At 63.5% G+C, this 17,479-nt stretch carries 18 protein-coding genes, 1 pseudogene and 1 riboswitch; of the genes and pseudogenes, 7 read left to right on the top strand and 12 right to left on the bottom strand.

Annotated elements, in window-relative coordinates:
- The first annotated feature begins 5 nt into the window (after positions 1-5).
- The 3 genes from CKW40_RS04220 (at position 6) to CKW40_RS04230 (ending at position 1,514) form a co-directional block, all read left to right on the top strand.
- The gene (locus CKW40_RS04220) at positions 6-281 is read left to right on the top strand and encodes an AbrB/MazE/SpoVT family DNA-binding domain-containing protein (RefSeq protein WP_095198682.1); all 276 of its coding nucleotides are present in this window, start codon (positions 6-8) and stop codon (positions 279-281) included.
- Positions 268-657 (top strand): type II toxin-antitoxin system VapC family toxin, encoded by a 390-nt coding sequence (locus CKW40_RS04225; RefSeq protein ID WP_095199130.1) that lies wholly within the window; start codon positions 268-270, stop codon positions 655-657. Before CKW40_RS04220 ends, CKW40_RS04225 begins: the two co-directional genes overlap by 14 nt.
- A 152-nt stretch (positions 658-809) precedes the next feature.
- Positions 810-1,514: a transglutaminase-like cysteine peptidase gene (locus CKW40_RS04230; protein ID WP_439330967.1), complete on the top strand. Its 705-nt coding sequence runs from the start codon at positions 810-812 to the stop codon at positions 1,512-1,514.
- A 214-nt stretch (positions 1,515-1,728) separates the two neighbouring features.
- On the opposite strand, the gene CKW40_RS04235 is transcribed toward CKW40_RS04230, so the two are convergent.
- The 4 genes from CKW40_RS04235 to CKW40_RS04250 all read right to left on the bottom strand — a co-directional run bounded on the left by CKW40_RS04235 (position 1,729) and on the right by CKW40_RS04250 (position 6,905).
- Positions 1,729-2,001: a hypothetical protein gene (locus CKW40_RS04235; protein WP_095198683.1), complete on the bottom strand. Its 273-nt coding sequence runs from the start codon at positions 1,999-2,001 to the stop codon at positions 1,729-1,731.
- A 238-nt stretch (positions 2,002-2,239) separates the two neighbouring features.
- Positions 2,240-4,717, bottom strand: coding sequence for a caspase family protein (locus tag CKW40_RS04240; RefSeq protein WP_095198684.1), 2,478 nt, complete (start codon positions 4,715-4,717; stop codon positions 2,240-2,242).
- A 191-nt stretch (positions 4,718-4,908) separates the two neighbouring features.
- Positions 4,909-6,144, bottom strand: coding sequence for a class I SAM-dependent RNA methyltransferase (locus CKW40_RS04245; protein WP_095198685.1), 1,236 nt, complete (start codon positions 6,142-6,144; stop codon positions 4,909-4,911).
- On the bottom strand, positions 6,141-6,905 hold the full coding sequence (locus CKW40_RS04250) for a TlyA family RNA methyltransferase (RefSeq protein WP_095198686.1): 765 nt from the start codon (positions 6,903-6,905) through the stop codon (positions 6,141-6,143). The genes CKW40_RS04245 and CKW40_RS04250 overlap by 4 nt, the downstream gene beginning before the upstream one ends.
- Positions 6,906-7,112: 207 nt before the next feature.
- On the opposite strand from CKW40_RS04250, the gene CKW40_RS04255 reads away from it, so the two are divergent.
- Positions 7,113-7,514, top strand: coding sequence for a GFA family protein (locus tag CKW40_RS04255; protein WP_095198687.1), 402 nt, complete (start codon positions 7,113-7,115; stop codon positions 7,512-7,514).
- Here the strand turns inward: CKW40_RS04255 and CKW40_RS04260 are convergent.
- The 6 genes from CKW40_RS04260 to CKW40_RS04285 all read right to left on the bottom strand — a co-directional run bounded on the left by CKW40_RS04260 (position 7,511) and on the right by CKW40_RS04285 (position 12,583).
- Entirely contained in the window at positions 7,511-7,804 is a 294-nt protein-coding gene (locus tag CKW40_RS04260) for a hypothetical protein (RefSeq protein ID WP_095198688.1), read from the bottom strand. The two genes, CKW40_RS04255 and CKW40_RS04260, sit on opposite strands and share 4 nt — an antisense overlap.
- 173 nt (positions 7,805-7,977) lie before the next feature.
- Positions 7,978-9,891 (bottom strand): 1-deoxy-D-xylulose-5-phosphate synthase, encoded by a 1,914-nt coding sequence (gene dxs / locus CKW40_RS04265; protein WP_095198689.1) that lies wholly within the window; start codon positions 9,889-9,891, stop codon positions 7,978-7,980.
- A 184-nt stretch (positions 9,892-10,075) separates the two neighbouring features.
- Positions 10,076-10,996: a pirin family protein gene (locus tag CKW40_RS04270; protein ID WP_095198690.1), complete on the bottom strand. Its 921-nt coding sequence runs from the start codon at positions 10,994-10,996 to the stop codon at positions 10,076-10,078.
- A 40-nt stretch (positions 10,997-11,036) separates the two neighbouring features.
- Entirely contained in the window at positions 11,037-11,303 is a 267-nt protein-coding gene (locus CKW40_RS04275; protein WP_027035955.1) for a DUF2277 domain-containing protein, read from the bottom strand.
- 98 nt (positions 11,304-11,401) lie between these two features.
- A complete protein-coding gene (locus tag CKW40_RS04280; protein WP_095199132.1) occupies positions 11,402-11,653 on the bottom strand; it encodes an exodeoxyribonuclease VII small subunit in 252 nt (83 codons plus the stop codon).
- A gap of 3 nt (positions 11,654-11,656) precedes the next feature.
- Positions 11,657-12,583, bottom strand: coding sequence for a histone deacetylase family protein (locus CKW40_RS04285; RefSeq protein ID WP_095198691.1), 927 nt, complete (start codon positions 12,581-12,583; stop codon positions 11,657-11,659).
- Positions 12,584-12,704: 121 nt separating this feature from the next.
- Positions 12,705-12,884, top strand: a riboswitch (cobalamin riboswitch).
- 173 nt (positions 12,885-13,057) lie between these two features.
- Here CKW40_RS04285 and bluB point away from each other — a divergent pair.
- A pseudogene (gene bluB, locus CKW40_RS44550) lies at positions 13,058-13,567 on the top strand (5,6-dimethylbenzimidazole synthase); the annotation flags it as partial.
- Between the two features lie 164 nt (positions 13,568-13,731).
- On the opposite strand, the gene CKW40_RS04295 reads toward bluB, so the two are convergent.
- Positions 13,732-14,715, bottom strand: coding sequence for a hypothetical protein (locus CKW40_RS04295; RefSeq protein WP_244571083.1), 984 nt, complete (start codon positions 14,713-14,715; stop codon positions 13,732-13,734).
- Positions 14,716-14,866: 151 nt separating this feature from the next.
- On the opposite strand from CKW40_RS04295, the gene CKW40_RS04300 reads away from it, so the two are divergent.
- Positions 14,867-15,424 (top strand): DUF4019 domain-containing protein, encoded by a 558-nt coding sequence (locus tag CKW40_RS04300; RefSeq protein WP_095198693.1) that lies wholly within the window; start codon positions 14,867-14,869, stop codon positions 15,422-15,424.
- A 67-nt stretch (positions 15,425-15,491) separates the two neighbouring features.
- On the opposite strand, the gene CKW40_RS04305 is transcribed toward CKW40_RS04300, so the two are convergent.
- The gene (locus CKW40_RS04305; protein ID WP_095198694.1) at positions 15,492-16,100 is read right to left on the bottom strand and encodes a TetR/AcrR family transcriptional regulator; all 609 of its coding nucleotides are present in this window, start codon (positions 16,098-16,100) and stop codon (positions 15,492-15,494) included.
- Positions 16,101-16,219: 119 nt separating this feature from the next.
- On the opposite strand from CKW40_RS04305, the gene CKW40_RS04310 reads away from it, so the two are divergent.
- Positions 16,220-17,443 (top strand): MFS transporter, encoded by a 1,224-nt coding sequence (locus CKW40_RS04310; RefSeq protein ID WP_095198695.1) that lies wholly within the window; start codon positions 16,220-16,222, stop codon positions 17,441-17,443.
- Positions 17,444-17,479 lie beyond the last annotated feature (36 nt).

The following is a 17,479-nucleotide window of genomic DNA, read 5'->3' on the forward strand; positions in this document are numbered from 1 at the left end:
CGACAATGGCCGGCTCCGAAAAACTCACCACCACCGTCTCGACCAAGGGGCAAGTGATCCTGCCGAGCGCGATCCGCAAACGCAGGGAATGGGGCGCCGGCACCCGCCTGGAGGTCGAAGACACGCCGGCGGGCGTTCTTTTGAAGCCAGCACCTGCCTTCGCCGCAACCCGGCCTCAAGACGTCTTTGGTTTCCTGCCCCATAACGGCAGGCCGAAGACGCTTGAAGACATGGACGCGGGTGTTCTCGCCGAAGCGCGGCGGCGCCATGCTCGCGATTGATACCAATGTTGTCGTTCGGTACCTGACGAACGACCATCCCGAGCAATCCCCGCGCGCCCGGCGCGTCATCGATGACCGACAGGTATTTGTCGCTGTGACGGTTATCCTAGAGGCCGAATGGGTGCTGCGCAGCGCCTACGGCTATGACCAGGCCACTGTCGTCAAAGCTTTGCGGGCGTTCGGCGGCCTTCCCACGGTTGAAATCGAAGACGCGGCAATTGTCTCTTCCGCGCTCGATCTTGTCGAGGCCGGTGTGGATTTCGCGGATGCGCTACACCTCGGCAAGTCCGCGCATTGCACGGGATTTGCGACCTTCGACCGCAAATTGATCAAGACCGCGCAAGCCGCCGGGTTTGGGGACGTGCAAGAAGCATAGTGACGCCGGCCTGTCGCGGTGCCTTGTGCCGGCGCCATGGCGCGTTCGCAGAACGCGAACACGAACATGTTAACGCCTTCTTAAATGTTTAATTGATCGTGCGCCGTCACCACATTACCGTTGATCGGTGCTCTCGTACGGTGGTGTTGCCAGTGCTGCGTTCCCTCGGCATCCTGACTTCCTCGTTCCTGCTTGGTAGTGTTTCGCTGATTGGCGTAACTTCGTTGGATGTCGGTTCGGCTTCAGCGCAATCCACCTTACTCAAGCAGTCGACATTGCTCAGGAAGACGCAACCATCCGCGGATGCCTTGCGCTTCGCCTCGGTTGGAGGACGTACCAGCGTTCCTTACGGCTGGCTCGATTTCTGCCATCGCCGACCAAAAGAGTGCAAGGTGCCCGTTCTGCCGGCCACGAACGTCAAGCTGACCGCGCAGAACCTGCGCATCCTCAAGCGGATAAACCTCAAGGCAAATAACGACATCAAGCCCGTCAGCAATTTCGAGCACTGGGGCACGATGGCGGACCACTGGGATTACCCGGTTGACGGCAAGGGCGACTGCAAGATCTACGCACTCTACAAGCGCAAGCTTCTTCAGGAGGCTGGATTCCCCCGGCAGGCGCTGCTGATGACCGTGGTCCACGATCTTGACAATGAAGGCCACACCATCCTGACGGTGAAAACCGACAAGGGCGATCTCGTCCTCGACAATCTGGTCGACGAAATCAGGCCCTGGAACGCGACCGGCTACTACTTCCTGAAACGCCAGTCGCAGCAGAACCCGAATATCTGGCTGTCGATCAACCAGCGGGGTGGCACGCCGAAGACCGTCACAGATGTTGCCAAACTCGTAGACTGAGAGACTGTCAGGGCCGCAGCGGTCCAGCCGCCACAGATGGTCGGTGCGTTTTCAGCGCTCGGGATGGAAGATCTCGCGACCGTCTCATCCGCCCTTGACCGAGCCTAATAGACCTGGCTTCAGACGGAAGCCCGGTTTCACATTCTTCCGGAACTACCGCCAGCCTCCCCGGCGGGGCTGGCTGGCGGCGAACCTCCGCCGCGAAGGCGGTCGATCAGGTGGGTTTGCCGCCGTTCTTCTTGCAGTCGGCCCGGAATTTCGCGCGCGCTTTGCCGTGCAGCTTCTTGGCATCGGCAAGGGCTGAGCATTGCTTCGAAATAGCGGTTTTCTCCGGCGTCATGGCGGTCGCCTGCGCCTTCTTCATGGGGGCGGCCGTGGTGGCGGCCGGCGCAGTGGTCGTCGTGGCTGCTGTCGTCGCTGCCGCGGCGGCTCCCGTCGCAATGAAACCGGCCACGGCGATAGACGTCAGAACGCTTGCAATCCTCATTATGGTTACTCCCTTGAGGTCCCCCGGCACTGACTGGGTATCAGCGAGCCGGGGCGCCGCGCAATCTTGGCTGTGGCCAACCACGCAGTTGTGATCTGATCGCGGGTTGCCGCAGCGGCCGGCCATGTTTTGCCGCCAGCCCGGCACAGCCGCCTCACCTCACACAACGCGACCGGCGATGCGTTTCAAGCCTTGCGCATGTCGCGACCCAAGCCGGGCCACCTGCGGGCGACATGTACTATTTCTTGCAAGCAGGCTCATTGGGATGCCCGCAAGACGGCTTCTTGACAGCTGGCGGCTGCGGCGGCCTTGGCTGCGCCTGCGGCTGCCGGTGCACCTGCTGGATCTGCTGCTTCGGCTGGGCGTGGAACTCGGGCCTCTGCGGCTTCGGCTGACCCAGCACCTTCAGCTGCGGATTGCCATTGTTGACCTTGAATTTCTGCTGGACATTGCCACCACCGTTTCCGTTGGCGGGCAGCTTGTGGAATTTGGGACCGTTGCCATTGCCCTGTGCCCCATTTCCTTGCCCATTGGCCTGGCCGTTCGTCTGGCCACTGCCCTGACTGTGAAGCTTCTTGAACTTGCCATTGGGCGGATTCTGGCCTGAATTCTGGCCATTCAGCGCCGATGCGTTGTTCGCTCCATTCGCCCCAGGCGTGCCGTTGGCGCCAGGGATCTTGCGGAGCTTCTTGCCAGTCTTGCCGGTACCGTTCTGGCCCTGCCCATTGCCCTGGCCATTGGCCCCGTTTTGCCCATTCACCACCGGGTTGCCGGTCACGGCGTTTCCACCTGTCGTGACCTGCTTGTTCAAGAGCTTCTTAGACTTGTTGTTGGGTAGGATCGGGTTGTTGGGCAGGTTCTGTCCATTCAGCACCGGGTTCCCGGTCACGGCGTTTCCACCTGTCGTGCCCTGCTTGTTCAACAGCTTCTTAGACTTGTTGTTGGGCAGGTTCGGGTTGTTGGGCAGGTTCTGTCCATTCAGCACCGGCTTGCCATTGACGAGCGGCAGCGTCTTGCCGTCGGCGCCGGGCAAGGCATGACCTGTCAGCTTGTCGGCAGGCAAGGTCTTCGACAGCGGCGTGGCACCTCCGGGCTGCTGGCCACCCTGCCCCGGCTTCAGCGGCAGGCCGCCTGGGTTCTGCTTGGACAGCACGGCTTCTTTCTTCTGCAGAAGAGCTGGCAGCGCCACCTTGGTCGCCAGTGCGGCCGCACCCAGGCCCACGGCGCCGGCGGTCAGCTTCTGGCCCGTGGTGAGGCCACCGCCCTGGCTGTTGTTCTCGTTGATCGTCGTGTTGTTGATGATCGTGGTGTTGTGGATGTTGTTGAAGATGACATTGTCCGGCGGTGGGAAGATGTCATGCGGCGGGTTGACCCACGCCGGCACGGGCACAAAGACCGGCGTCGGCAGAAGGAAGATTCCGACTGGCGGCGGCGGTGGCGGCAGTTCGATGAAGTCGCGCGGCCGCGGCGGCAGGAAGATCACCGTCACGGGCGGCGGCGGATCGAAATCGAAATCGGGGTCGTCGAAATAGAGTACGGGACGGTCGACGTAGACGATTTCCTCCTCCGGCGGCGGCGGCACGTCATAGGCGTAGACGGTGAAATCGTCCGGGGGCTCCAGGGCCGCTTCGAAATGCTCGAGCCGGCGGCGGGCATCCCAGGCATGCGGGCCATGCGGGTAGCGCCGGAGATATGACCAGTAGGCTTCCGGCGTGTCCCGTAGCCAGGTTTCGCGCCAAGTGATCGCCTCGCGCCGCGCTGCGATGATGGCGCGCACGCGCTTGGCCATCGGATCGTGCGGATAGGCGCCGACGAAATCCTCATAACCGCGCAGCGTATCGCGATCGAGCGCCGCTACATAAGCGTCGTGGGCATCGAAGTCGCGGATTTCCCTGGTCCGGTTGGCCTGGGATTCGGCCTCCGAAACCTTCGGCGCGGGCGCATCCGGGGCACGATCGAAAAACACGAAGGGCGCGCTGATCTTCGAGGCGTTCCAAGGCACTTCGGCCCCTTGCGTCACTTCGTTGACGCGCAGGCGCGTGCGGTCGAACACATCGTCGAGCGACAGGCCGCCGTCGCGCATCATCTCGGCCAGCGCCTGGGCATAGGCGCCGTACGGGCCCTTGCCTTCCAGCGCGACGGTGCCCGGGGCGGCGTTGAAGGCGATCAGCATGTTCGGGTCGGGATCGACCAGTGCGAGGCCGCCGGCCAGCGGCTGGTTCGTTTGCGGGAATGCATTCGGTCGCGCCGCGTCGAGCACGACGATGTTGACCTTCGTCGGCAGGCCAGCCAGCGACTTGGTGACGTCGGAGAGCCGCATCGCCTGGAGCGGGACGTCGGCTGGATTGGCGATCTGGGCATCGACCGGCAGGAAGTAGTTCTCGCCTTCGAACTGCACACCTTGGCCGGCGAGGTAGACGAAGACGACCGCGTCGGGTCCGGCGGCGGAGACCTTGCCGAGGAAGTCGCGCAGCGCGCCGCGCAGCGACTCCTGATCTACATCACGGGCGCCGACCACATCGAAACCGGCAGCCTGCAAGGTCTGCGCGATCAGTCCGGCGTCGTTGGCGGGTGTCACCAGCGCGCCGGACGGATAGGCAGCGTTGCCGATGACGAAAGCGAGGCGTTTTTGCTGTTGCGCGAGCGCGCCCGTCGCCGAGGCGGCGACGACAAGCAAGAGGACGAATAAACTGAGGAATTTCTGGAGCATCCGCATTTCAGGCCACCATGGGTAAAGAGCCGACGCTGTCGAGGCCCTTCCCCTCCTCCAGCGATCTGGACTAGATGGGCGCAAAGAGGCGGCTTTGCGGCGCGATCTCGGCAGGTTGGGATCGAGTATAGCCCAACTGGCGATTTCAAGGAAAAGTGATCGCTTTCTGTCCGCGCGGCAGTCGAACCGAGATCCGCCTACCGGCGCTTCTTGGGCTTTTCCAGTAGCGCGACAGCCTCGACATGGGGCGACCACAGGAACTGGTCGATCGGCGTCACGCTTTTCAGGGTGTAGCCACCGTCGGTGAGGATGCGCAGGTCGCGCGCCAGCGTCACCGGGTTGCAGGACACCGCGGCAACGAAGGGAACATCCGAGCGGGCGATCTGCTTCGACTGATCCTCGGCACCTGCCCGCGGCGGGTCGAAGACAAGGCCGTCGAAGGCATTCAATTCCTTGAACGTCAGCGGCCGGCGAAACAGGTCGCGGCGTTCGCCCGTCACCCGCTTCAGGCCGGTGGCGAAACGTGCCCCCCGGTCGAGTGCCGAGAGGGCAGCCGCATCGCCTTCCACCGCATGGACTTCCGACTTCGCGGCCAACCGCAAGGCAAAGCTGCCGCAACCGGCGAAAAGATCGGCGACCTTCTTGGCGCGCTTCAGATGTGTGCCGACAATCTCGGCCATGGTCTGTTCGGCGGCCTCGGTCGCCTGCAGGAAGGCGCCAGGCGGCACGGCGACGGCAACGCTGCCGAACATGACCACCGGCTTCCTGGGCTCGATGATGATCTCGTCATCGATGGACAATCTGGCAAAGCCTTGCGCCAGGACAAAATTCGAAGCGATGCGGCGCTGGTGTTCGCCGAGCTTGCCGGACTCATGCACCGCGACGTCGAGGCCGGAACCGGTCACGGTGACCGCCATCCGGAACGATTTGGTGGTGGCGCATATCAAATCGGCCAGCGATCTCAACCGGTCGAGTGCTGCGACGATCTCGGGCAGCGAGATCGGGCATTCGGATATGGAAATGATTTCCGGCGACAGATGACGATTGAAGCCGAGCAGCATGCCGGCATCGCTGCGCCGGGCTGCAAGCACGACACGGCGGCGCGTGTGCGGCGCGCAGGCGACCAGTGCATCGATGTCGCAATCGATGCCCTTCAAGGCATGCACCACCTTCTCGCGTTTCCACTGGCGATAGGCCTCGGCCTCGAAATGCTGGAGGGCACAGCCGCCGCATTCGGTGAAATGGCGGCAGGCGGGTTCGATGCGCAGCGGCGAGGTATCCAGCACCGCCATCAAAGTGGCGCGATCCCTTTCGCGCGCGGCGGTGACGGTCTCGCCGGGCAGCGTGAAGGGAATGAACAGGTCGCCGCTTTCGGTCTCGGCGATGCCGTCGCCCTGGGCGCCAAGCTTTTTGATGGTGAAGCGCGCGCTCATCGATCCTTGATCCCACCGAGCAGGAATTCACGATTGCCGTCGCCGCCTTCGATCGGCGACAGATGCAGGCCGAGCGAGCGCCAGCCGGGAACGGCATCCAGCCAATCCTGCAGCAGGCCGGCGACACGGGCGGCATCGAAGGGATCTTTCAACACACCGCCCTTGCCGATCGCCTCGCGACCCGCCTCGAATTGCGGCTTGACCAGAAAGATCGCGGCGGCACCAGGCTCGGCAATCGCCAGCGCCGGCGGCAGCGCCAGTTTGAGCGAAATGAAGCTGACGTCGGACACGATGAAATCCGGAATGCGGCCGGCAAGATCCGCAGCGGTGAGATCGCGGGCGTTCAGCCCCTCGATGACCGTCACGCGCGGGTCCTTGCCGACATCGGGATGCATCTGGCCATGACCGACATCTATCGCGGTAACGTGGGCAGCGCCGCGTTCCAGAAGCACCTGGGTAAAGCCGCCGGTCGAGGCGCCGATGTCGAGCGCCGCGCGGCCGGCCGGATCGAGGCTAAAGTGGTCGAGCCCGCCGATCAGCTTCAGCGCCGCGCGCGAGACATAGCCCTGCGCCGGATCATCGATGGCAACAAGGCATTGCGGCGAAACGCTCTGACCGGGCTTGCGGGCAATGGTGCCGTCAACCGTCACCGTGCCGCGTTCGACCGCGTCGCGGGCACGCGAGCGGCTGGCAAACAGGCCGCGCTGGACGAGCAGGTCGTCGAGCCGCTGGCGGGTGCTGGCTGGCAGAGGCGAGTTCATCGGCCTTCATGGCGAAAGCCGGCAGCGAAGGCAAGGACATTGGGGCGGAACAAGGAAAGAGCGTCGAGCGCATCAAGCCCCCGTAGCGGCTCGCGTGGAGACGCGTAGCGGCTTGCGTGGAGACGCGTAGCGGCTTGCGTGCATCGCATCGGGTCCGGCAAAATGGTAGTAGGAGAACCTCCATCGTCGCAACGCGGGGGAGAACGAATGCTGACGGGAACCTGCCACTGTGGCGCAACCCACTGGACCCTGGAAGGCGATCCCGGGCCGGTGACGGCTTGCAACTGCACGCTTTGCCGACGCTACGGCACGCTTTGGGCCTATGACTATGTCGACGAACGCATCCGCATTTCCGGACCGATGACCAGCTATACACGCGCCGGAAAGGATACGCCGTCGCTCGAAATCCTGTTCTGCCCGACCTGCGCCTGCGTGCTCGCCTGGCGCGGCTTGCACGCCGGAAAGTCCGGTCGGACACGCATCGCCGTCAACGTGCGGCTGGCGCCGCCCGAGGCCGTCGCCGACCTGCCGATCGACCATTTCGACGGCCTCGACACCTATGACGACCTGCCGCGCGATGGCCGCTGCGTCCGTGATATGTGGTTCTAGAAGATAGTGCGCGACACCTGGCGCTCGACGGCTGGAGACAAACCGTCGTCTCGCTCCCCCGAAGCTTGCTCACGTGGACGCTCAGCTGCAACCGGAGGCGCAGGCGCGGGGTCCGGCACGACCACGAGCTGCGGCACCTGCTTGTAGGAAAAGCCGCCGCGGATGTCCCCCATCTTGCCGGCGACAATGCCCAGCGCCGCTTTTTCGAGATTGCGATCATAGCGCGTCTCGGCGGCGGCCGGCGCGATTATGATGGCCGATAGGGCCACGCCGCACAGAAGCGTCTTCATTCCAATTGTCTCCCTGCCTGACAACTGATCTAGCAGGGCGCCGTTGAAAAACGGCCAAGGGACACGGTAAGCAAAACGCCAAACGGCAGTGTTAACAATGCGTTACGAAATTGAGCCGGCAAACTGATTCAAGCGCTTGAGGTTTTGAGTCAAGCGCTGAGCGCGATTTTAGTTCAGGCGCGCTGGGCGCGAGCCGTATGCCCGAGCGCCGTGAAAACGGTGCGCACGATGCCGGCGGCATCGAGGCCGGCATCGGCGTACATTTTTTCCGGCTTGGCATGGTCGGTGAAGACGTCGGGCAGCACCAGAGGGCGCACTTTCAGGCCGCTTTCCAGCAGGCCTTCATGAGCAAGGAACTGCAGCACATGGCTGGCGAAGCCGCCAATGGCGCCCTCCTCCACCGTCACCAGAACCTCGTGCGAGCGGGCCAGCCGCCGGATCAGATCCTGGTCGAGCGGTTTGGCGAAACGGGCATCGGCAACGGTGGTGGAAAGCCCGGCCGCGCCGAGTTCCTCGGCGGCGATCAGGCAATCCTGCAAGCGCGTGCCGAAGGACAGCAGCGCCACCTTTGTGCCTTCCCGCACGACGCGGCCTTTGCCGATTTCGAGAACCGAGCCACGCTCCGGCATGTCGACGCCGACGCCATTGCCGCGCGGATAGCGGAAGGCGATCGGGCCGCCATCATAGGCTGCCGCGGTGCGCACCATGTGGCGCAGTTCCGCCTCGTCGGCAGCCGCCATCACGACAAAGCCCGGCAGGCTCGCCAGGAAGGTGATGTCGAACGCGCCGCAATGGGTGGCGCCGTCGGCGCCGACGAAGCCGGCACGATCGATGGGAAAGCGCACCGGCAGTTTCTGGATCGCAACGTCATGGACGACCTGGTCGTAGGCGCGCTGCAGGAAGGTCGAATAGATTGCCGCGAACGGCTTGTAGCCTTCCGTCGCAAGACCGGCGGCGAAGGTCACCGCATGCTGTTCGGCGATGCCGACATCGAAGGTCCTTGACGGGAAGACTTCGCCGAACAGGTCCAGCCCCGTGCCGCTCGGCATGGCGGCGGTGACGGCGACGATGCGGTCGTCCTCACGGGCCTCCTGGATCAGGCTTTCGGCGAACACCTTGGTGTAGGCCGGTGCGTTGGCCGGCGCCTTGGCCTGTGCGCCGGTGATGACGTCGAACTTGTTGACGCCGTGATATTTGTCGGCGGCGGCTTCCGCCGGCGCGTAGCCCTTGCCCTTCTGGGTGACGACATGGATCAGCACCGGGCCTTCGCCATTGTCGCGGACGTTTTTGAGCACCGGGATCAGATGTTCGAGATTGTGTCCGTCGATCGGGCCGATGTGATAGAAGCCGAGCTCTTCGAACAGTGTGCCGCCGGTGACATAGCCGCGCGCATGCTCGACCGCGCGGGTGATGGCACGATCGGCGCGCTTGCCGAGATAGGACGTCAACTTCTTGCCGAAGTCGCGCAGGCCGGCATAGGCCTTGCCCGAGGCGAGGCGCGCGAGATAGGCGCTCATGGCACCGGTCGGCGGCGCAATCGACATGTCGTTGTCGTTGAGGATGACGATGAGCCGGGCGTCGAGCGCACCGGCATTGTTCATCGCCTCATAGGCCATGCCGGCCGACATGGCGCCGTCGCCGATGACGGCGATGACATTGTTGCGGCCGCCGGAGAGGTCGCGGGCGGCGGCCATGCCGAGGCCTGCCGAGATCGACGTCGAGGAGTGGGCCGCGCCGAAGGGATCGTACTCGCTCTCGGCACGGCGGGTGAAGCCGGACAGGCCACCTTCCTGACGCAGCGTGCGGATGCGGTCACGCCGGCCGGTCAGGATCTTGTGCGGATAGGCCTGATGGCCGACGTCCCAGATCAGCCGATCATCCGGCGTGTTGAAGACATAATGCAGCGCCACCGTCAGTTCGACGACGCCAAGGCCGGCGCCAAGATGGCCGCCGGTGCGGGACACCGCGTCGACCAGCTCGAGGCGAAGCTCGGACGCCAGTTGCGGCAGCTCGCTCTCGTCAAGCGCGCGCAGATCCGCCGGAATGCGGACCTTGTCGAGAAGCGGCGTATGCGGCGTTGCGTTCACGGGTGCTCAGGCTTTCTGTTTAACGGCGGGATAGGCCGCCGGCCTGTGAAAGTAAATGCGTGTCAGTGACGCGGGCCTGCTGCCAAAAGGTCAGCGCGTCGAAACAGTCTATGCCCGCGCTTTCAAGTCCTTGTTTTCATGCACATCGTGGTCCCGAAACCGGGCCGCTTTTGGGCGACATTCCTTAGTTTTCGGGCAGCGGGATGAACTCTTCCTCATCTCCAGGAACGATATCGAAGCGGCCCGTCTTCCATTCCTGCTTGGCTTGTTCGATGCGCTCCTTGGACGAGGAGACGAAATTCCACCAGATGTAACGCTTCGAGCCGAGCGAAGCGCCGCCGAACAGCATGAAATGCGCACCGGTCTGCGACGATATGATGATCTCGTCACCAGGCCGGAACACCAGCAGCCGTTCAGCCGGGAAGACATCACCCGAAATCGCAACCTCGCCTTCCAGCGTGTAGATGGCGCGCTCCTCCGCATCGGCCGGGATTTTCACGCTGGCGCCAGGCGCCAGCCTAAGGTCGGCGTAGAGCGTCTCGGTGTCGGCCCGTACCGGGGAGCGCAGTCCCTGGAAATCGCCGATGACGATGCGGCCGCGGACGCCTTCGGCGTCGATCTCGGGCAGCCGCAAGGCAGCGGTGTTCTCGAAGACCGGCGCCACTTCCTCCTTGCCATCGGGCAAGGCCAGCCATGTCTGCAGGCCGGAGATCGACATCGGCGCGCCGCGCAACTCCTCGGGCGTGCGCTCGGAATGAACGATGCCGCGGCCGGCGGTCATCAAATTCACGTCGCCGGGCTGGATGACCATTTCGGTGCCGAGGGAGTCGCGATGCCTGATCATGCCGTCGAACAGATAGGTCACCGTCGACAGGCCGATATGCGGATGCGGACGGACATCCATCGCCTGGCCGCCGCGCAGGATCGCCGGTCCCATGCGATCAAAAAAGATGAACGGCCCGACCAGCCGCCGCTTGGCGGTCGGCAGAGCGCGACGGACCTCGAAGCCGCCAATATCTTTGGCGTTCGGGATGACCATCAGCTCGATCTGATCGCTGGCGAAGGCGTCGCCGGCTTCAGGGTCTTTCCCGGGAAAGAAGCTCATGGGCTCTCCTTGTCAGCGGCCGTGGACCGCTTTGGCAGCATCAGGCAAAGCGGATCGCCGCCTTTGCCCGCAGTTTGGCCGCCACCTCTTCGCGATTGCGCGGATGCTGATGGGTTTCGAGTGAATCGAGAAGCTCGCGCGCCGATGCCGCGATGGCCTCGACGGCGTGGTCGAACGCATGCTGGTTCTGTTTCGACGGCCGTGTCGTTCCGCTCAGCTTGCGGACGAACTGAAGGGCTGCGTCGCGCACTTCGTCATTGGTTGCCGGCGGATCAAAATTGAACAGGGTCTTGATGTTTCTGCACATCGCTTCCGTATCTCCTCTTGTCCAGGGCGCCATATCAACGGCGACGAACTCTATCCTCAATCACGATGATGTCCAAAACTCGGTGAATGGCTCGCGCCTCATTCCGCGTCGAGCGGCTCGGTTCCGACTGGCTTGCCGTCGCGCGACAGCCTGATTTTCTCGACCTTGTCCTCGGCGGCCTTCAGCAGCCGGTCGCAATGCGCCTTCAGCGCCTCGCCGCGCTCGTAGATCTTGATCGACTGGTCGAGCGGCACGTCGCCACGCTCCAGATCATCGACGATCTTTTCCAAAGCGTCGAGTGCCTGCTCGAAGCTCATCGCCTTGACGTCTTCGTTGGTTTCACCAGCCATCATTCATCCTTTCATCAGTCGCCCGACATGGGCGGCGACCGAAAATGCCAGTCCCTGCAGATCGTAGCCGCCCTCGAGCAGGCTGACGAGCCGGTTGCCGCTGTGGCGCGCGGCGCGCTGCATCAGCTGGCCGGTCGCCCAGTCGAAATCGTCCTCGGTCAGATTGATCTCGGCCAGCGGGTCACGGTGATGCGCGTCGAAGCCGGCCGAAATGATGATCAGATCGGGCGCGAAATTGTCGAGCGCCGGCAGCACCCGCGACAGGAAAGCATCGCGAAACGCCTCGCCGCCGGTCTGTGGCGCCAGAGGCGCGTTGACGATGTTGCCGGCGCCGGTCTCGTTCTTCGCGCCGGTGCCGGGATAGAGCGGCATCTGGTGCGTCGAGCAATAGAGCACCGAAGGATCGTCCCAGAAGATATCCTGCGTGCCGTTGCCGTGATGGACATCCCAGTCGACGACAGCGACGCGCTCGGCGCCATGCTTCTTCTGCGCATAGCGGGCCGCGATCGCCGCCGTGTTGAAGAAGCAGAAGCCCATGGCCGTGGTCTTTTCGGCATGGTGGCCGGGCGGGCGGGCGGCGACGAAGACATTGTCGGCGCGGCCGGCAAAGACGTCGTCGACGGCAGCGTTGGCGGCGCCGATCGCGGTGATCACCGCCTGCCAGCTCTTTGGGCTGGCGGTGGTGTCAGCATCGATACGGGCAAGGCCCTCTTCGGGAATGGCGGCGCGCACGCGGGCGACGAAATCGGCGGGATGCGCGTAGAGGATGGTCGCTTCATCGCCCTCCGGCGCCTTGACGCGGTCGAGCGCGGCGAAGGCCTCGTCATCGAGCACGCGCTCGATGGCGCGCAAGCGGTCCGGCCGCTCGGGGTGACCGGGCGGGGTGATGTGTTCGAGAAAGATCGGGTGGGTGTAAAGACGGGTTGTCATGCTCCCTATCTAGTGCCCCGGCGCCGCGATGGCCATGCGTTGCCGCTCGATCGCTGGGGAAAATCACGCCTGCGTCCATTGGCGTCGCTGCGGGGATTGGCGCCGCGGCGACTTCGGCGTAAGGTCGCCGCCACTGCCTGGTGCCCGCTGTAAGCGGGAGAATCGGGAACACGGTTGAATTCCGTGGCGTGCCCAACGCTGTAAGGGGGACCGCGCCGGTAAATGCCACTGTCGATGACGGGAAGGCACCGGACGCGGGTTGATCCCGAGCCAGAAGACCGGCCTGGCAGGCATCGTCATCCGCATGGTCAGGCGGCTGGCATCAGAGCGACGTGCGTCCAGTTGGACGCACAAAGTACGCTCTGACGATGTGAAACCATAGCGATCGCAAGGGGACAAGCGATGCCGGAAGATATGACCGCTCCTGTGAGCGACGGATTTGACCAGATGGCGCGTGACGCGGTCTACCGCGCCATGTTCACGCGGCGCGATGTGCGCAGCCATTTCCTGCCCACCGCACTCGACGACGAGGTGTTGGCACGGCTGCTGCTCGCCGCCCATCACGCGCCGTCGGTCGGCTTCATGCAGCCGTGGAATTTCATCGTCATCCGCGATGCCGCCCGACGGGCGCAGGTGCGCGACCTGTTCCTGGCCGCGCGCGAACAGGAACTGCCTGAAATCGAAGAAGAAAGACAGGCGCTCTACCGCAAGCTCAAACTCGAAGGCATCTGCGAAAGCGCCCTCAATGTCTGCATCACCTGCGACCGCCAGCGCTCGCAAGGCTCGCCACTGGGGCGTTGGCACAATCCGGAAATGGATCTCTACAGCACGGTCTGCGCGGTGCAGAATTTCTGGCTGGCGGCGCGCGCCGAAGGCGTCGGCGTCGGCTGGGTCAGCATCATCGAGCCGCAAGCGCTGAAAAGCCTGCTGTCCATTCCCGACCACGTGACACCGATCGCCTATCTCTGTGTCGGCCGGGTTTCCGAGTTCGCGCCCAAACCCGACCTTGAAACACATGGCTGGGGCCGGCGGCTGCCGCTGCCCGAGCTGATCATGAGCGAGATTTTTTGCGGGCAAGGCGAGGCATCGCTTAAATCGGCAGTGGCGTGCCTCAACACCGTTGCTGTCGCGCCCGCATGTCCCGCCGATCAGCGCGTTGCGCCGGCCGTGCCCCAGCGCGAGCCGCCAAAGGAGGCCAGCGCCTTGTCCCTCAATTCCCGGAACTTCGACGACGCCTCGGCCAGCCGGGCATCCCAGGCGGGATCAGGCACCTGGCCGGCGATGGTCTTGAAATAGACCTGCATCAGGCAAGCGATTGCGAAGGGTTCGATGAAGGCCGCCTTGAAGGCCCAGGCGAAGACGATGGCCAGCACGAAGGCCCAGCCGGCGAGTTGCCCGGGCATCATGAATAAAATGGCGGCGGCCGGGGCCAGCATCAGCAGGAAGATGACGAAGGAAACGCCCCACATGATGACCGCCAGCCAGACGGCGTTCTTGACCATGGTCTTGCCGTTCTGGGCGTAGAGCACGACGCCTTGGCGCGCCGTCTCGAAGGGCGAGGACGAATTGATGCGGATGTTGTAGCCGAGGATGATCTCGTCGACATAGGTCAGCGACAGGCGGATCACCGTGTTGATGAAGGAAACAAGGCCGCTCAGGCCCGGAATGGGCAGGAAGGCGGCGATACCGCCGAGCAGGCCGGTGATGGCGCGGATGGCGCCCTTGACCAGTTGATCGACGACGAAAAGGATGTTGGCCTCGGCGAAACGCTCCGTCACGACCTGCCTGGCATAGGCGATCTGGTTCTGGCCGTCGGGGACATCCCGGCCATCGATCAGATGGACCATGACGGCGATATGGCCGGCCTTGACGACATAGAGGATGTATTCGCGGATCCAGTAGACGGCGATCGAGACGACGCCGAAGCCGACCACGCCGCCCCACAGGGCGAAGGACATCGGCCCGTCGGGATCGGTGGAGATATGGCCGACGCCGTAGCCGACCGAAGCACCGGTGCCGGTCGCCACGATGTAGGCCAGCGTGATGCCGAAATAGACGATCATGCGAAAGACAATGAAGGGCCAGGTCCGCATCATGATGGACACCGACCTGCCGATCTCGAAATCCCACATGTCCGAATCTCCCCTCAGAGATGGCTGGGGAGGATGCGCTCACCCCAAGGATTGTCAATCGTGGGCGACCGGTGGTGGGTAGTTTTAGATTATGAGCTATCGACCTTGATGGGTTGCTGCCCGTAAAAGAGGCTGCGAGGACGGCCCGGTGATGCGTACAGCTATAGCTCTTATTGCATTAGCCGTTTCGACTTTGATCGGAGCCCAATCTACACGTTCGCAAGAGTGGACGCCGTCTCAAAGTCTGGTTCTGGATGCGACACGAGCAATTGATCGCTATTTCTCCTTGCTCGACCACGGCGAGCCCAAGCGGGCCTATGAAATGATGAATGATGCCGCCAAGGCGTCAATCCCGCTGACCGCTTTCACTGAGCAAAACGAACGGTTCCATGCTCAGGCTGGTCCGCTGCTGGAGCGGCGATTACTCAAATTCACCTGGTTCAAAGACCCGGCGAACGCTCCCTTTCCGGGCATTTATGCGGCGGTCGATATAGCCACGAGATTTGAGAAGATCGATCGGCACTGTGGATACATAGTGCTCTATCAGCAACCTTCAGGGGGAGCTTTCCAGGTCATGCGCGCCGAAGGCAACTTCATCGACAACGCGACAGCGAATAAAATTGAGACAACCCAGTCAAAATCTGAACTAGACAAGGCATGGGCGGAATTATCGCGCAACTGTCCCAACTTCCCGACGGCCAATCCTTGAGCGTTTAAGCGAGCTGCTTCTTGTATGGCCCACGCATCTAGCTGCTACCACTAAACGCTGGTGAGGTTCAGACCGGTTGCTGAGCCGGTTTTCTAAGCAGGCCCTCGAGCAGTTGCTTGAACGCCGCCACCACCATCTTCGACGTCGCTTTGGGGTCATTCGAATTGGCGATCCGCTGCGCTGCCTGGCTGCTCGCGCCATTAATCAGCCGCGCGGCGGTCTCGGGGTCGACGCCCGGGACGACCACCCCTTCCCCCTGCAGCGCGGTCAGATGATCGGTCATTGAACCAACGCAGGCGCTGGCATTCGGCCATTGCGCCGGATCGCCCAGCACGGCCGGACCGTCCCGGAACATGATGCGCTGGATTTCCGGCTCCAGCGCCATTTCGATATAAGTCGTGCATTCGTCGACGAAGTGTTGCCAGCGGGTCGGCGCTCTCGACGCAACCTCATTCACCCGGGCCGCCATTTCCGCGTCGATTTCAGCGATAACCGCCTGCAGCAGCCCCTTCTTGTCGCCGAAGTGATGATAGAGCGCGCCGCGCGTCAGCCCGGCGGATGCGGTGAAATCATCCATCGAGGCTTCCGCATAGCCTGTCGTGCCGAAAGCCTGGCGGGCCGCGGCGATCAGCTTGGCGCGCGTCTCGGCAATCATTTCCTTGCGGGGTCTGTGCATTTCCGTCTGGCCCTATCCACATACGTCTCGTATGCCAATTGACATACGCCACGTATGATCTATCTATTTCTCATACGCTTCGTATGTAATTGTCAAATCGCCCTTTGTCGAGGAACCCCATGCAAAACCCCTATTCGGAAATCTTCCGCGCCCCTGGAGCCAAGGGCTTTGCAGTCGCCGGCTTCATGGCGCGCCTGCCGATCGCCATGGCTCCGATCGGCATCGTGGCGATGCTGTCGCAGACGCGCGGCGAATACTGGCTGGCGGGCGCTGTCTCGGCGACATTCGCGCTGGCCAACGCCTTCCTGGCACCGCAAATATCAAGGCTGGTCGACCGCCAGGGCCAGACGCGGATCGTCGTGCCCACGACAATCGTCTCCGTGCTCGCATTCATCACGCTGGTTGCGGCCGCCAATCAGGATTGGCCGGTCTGGACGCTGTTCGTGTCGGCGCTGCTGGCGGCGGCCATGCCCAGCATGCCGGCCATGGTGCGCGCGCGCTGGACCGAGCTTTTCCGCGGCCGGCCGGAGATGAACACCGCCTTCGCCTTCGAATCTGCGGCGGATGAACTGGTCTATATCGCCGGCGCATCGCTGTCGGTCGGCCTCAGTGCCGCCCTGTTCCCGGAAGCGGGCATGCTGGCGAGCACATTGTTCCTTGCCTTGGGCTCGACGGCCTTCATCCTGCAGCGATCGACCGAGCCGCAAGTGCGGCGGATAGACCACGGCGCGAGCGGCTCGGCGATCCGCCTGCGGCCGGTGCAGATCATCACCTTCGCCCTGATCTTCATCGGCGCGACCTTCGCGACGACGGAAGTGAGCACCGTCGCGATCACCAAGGAGCTCGGCCAGCCCGGCGCCGCCAGCCTCGTCATCGGCGTCTACGCGCTGGGGTCGTTCGTGCTCGGCATCATTGTCGGCGCGCTCAACCTGAAGGCACCGCTGCAGCGCCAACTCGCCATCGCGGTCGCCCTGGTCGCGCTCGGCACGCTGATGCCGCTCACCGCCAACAGCGTATCGCTTCTGGCGCTGACCGTCTTCATCAGCGGCGTGGCGATCTCGCCGACCTTCATCACGGCCTTCGGGCTGATCGAACGGCATGTGCCGGAAGCGATGCTGACCGAGGGCATCACCTGGGTGACCACCGGGATCGGCATCGGCATGGCGCTGGGCTCCTTCGCTGCCGGCGCGGTGGTGGATGCATTCGGCGCCCAGAACGGGTTCTGGGTCTCGGTGGCATCAGGCACGATCGCGCTCGCCACCGTGCTGCTCGGCCAGCGCATCCTGGCCACTCATAAATGCGAGTTGGATGGGTGCGAGGCGGCTGCCGTTCCCGCGGAATAGCGCGCTCGGCCCCTGCTAGGGGCCGGGCGTTCCGCT

Source organism: Mesorhizobium carmichaelinearum (genome assembly GCF_900199455.1).
GTDB classification, from domain to species: Bacteria; Pseudomonadota; Alphaproteobacteria; order Rhizobiales; family Rhizobiaceae; genus Mesorhizobium; species Mesorhizobium carmichaelinearum.

What these genes read in the sequence shown, in the direction of transcription:
- CKW40_RS04225 (WP_095199130.1), top strand. Translation starts at nt 268, where the DNA reads ATGCTCGCGATTGATACCAATGTTGTCGTTCGGTACCTGACGAACGAC.
- CKW40_RS04310 (WP_095198695.1), top strand. Translation starts at nt 16,220, where the DNA reads ATGCAAAACCCCTATTCGGAAATCTTCCGCGCCCCTGGAGCCAAGGGC.
- CKW40_RS04240 (WP_095198684.1), bottom strand. Translation starts at nt 4,717, where the DNA reads ATGCGGATGCTCCAGAAATTCCTCAGTTTATTCGTCCTCTTGCTTGTC.
- CKW40_RS04235 (WP_095198683.1), bottom strand. Translation starts at nt 2,001, where the DNA reads ATGAGGATTGCAAGCGTTCTGACGTCTATCGCCGTGGCCGGTTTCATT.
- CKW40_RS04285 (WP_095198691.1), bottom strand. Translation starts at nt 12,583, where the DNA reads ATGACAACCCGTCTTTACACCCACCCGATCTTTCTCGAACACATCACC.
- CKW40_RS04260 (WP_095198688.1), bottom strand. Translation starts at nt 7,804, where the DNA reads ATGAAGACGCTTCTGTGCGGCGTGGCCCTATCGGCCATCATAATCGCG.
- CKW40_RS04275 (WP_027035955.1), bottom strand. Translation starts at nt 11,303, where the DNA reads ATGTGCAGAAACATCAAGACCCTGTTCAATTTTGATCCGCCGGCAACC.
- CKW40_RS04280 (WP_095199132.1), bottom strand. Translation starts at nt 11,653, where the DNA reads ATGGCTGGTGAAACCAACGAAGACGTCAAGGCGATGAGCTTCGAGCAG.
- CKW40_RS04220 (WP_095198682.1), top strand. Translation starts at nt 6, where the DNA reads ATGGCCGGCTCCGAAAAACTCACCACCACCGTCTCGACCAAGGGGCAA.
- CKW40_RS04300 (WP_095198693.1), top strand. Translation starts at nt 14,867, where the DNA reads ATGCGTACAGCTATAGCTCTTATTGCATTAGCCGTTTCGACTTTGATC.
- CKW40_RS04255 (WP_095198687.1), top strand. Translation starts at nt 7,113, where the DNA reads ATGCTGACGGGAACCTGCCACTGTGGCGCAACCCACTGGACCCTGGAA.
- CKW40_RS04250 (WP_095198686.1), bottom strand. Translation starts at nt 6,905, where the DNA reads ATGAACTCGCCTCTGCCAGCCAGCACCCGCCAGCGGCTCGACGACCTG.
- CKW40_RS04245 (WP_095198685.1), bottom strand. Translation starts at nt 6,144, where the DNA reads ATGAGCGCGCGCTTCACCATCAAAAAGCTTGGCGCCCAGGGCGACGGC.
- CKW40_RS04305 (WP_095198694.1), bottom strand. Translation starts at nt 16,100, where the DNA reads ATGCACAGACCCCGCAAGGAAATGATTGCCGAGACGCGCGCCAAGCTG.
- CKW40_RS04270 (WP_095198690.1), bottom strand. Translation starts at nt 10,996, where the DNA reads ATGAGCTTCTTTCCCGGGAAAGACCCTGAAGCCGGCGACGCCTTCGCC.
- CKW40_RS04295 (WP_244571083.1), bottom strand. Translation starts at nt 14,715, where the DNA reads ATGTGGGATTTCGAGATCGGCAGGTCGGTGTCCATCATGATGCGGACC.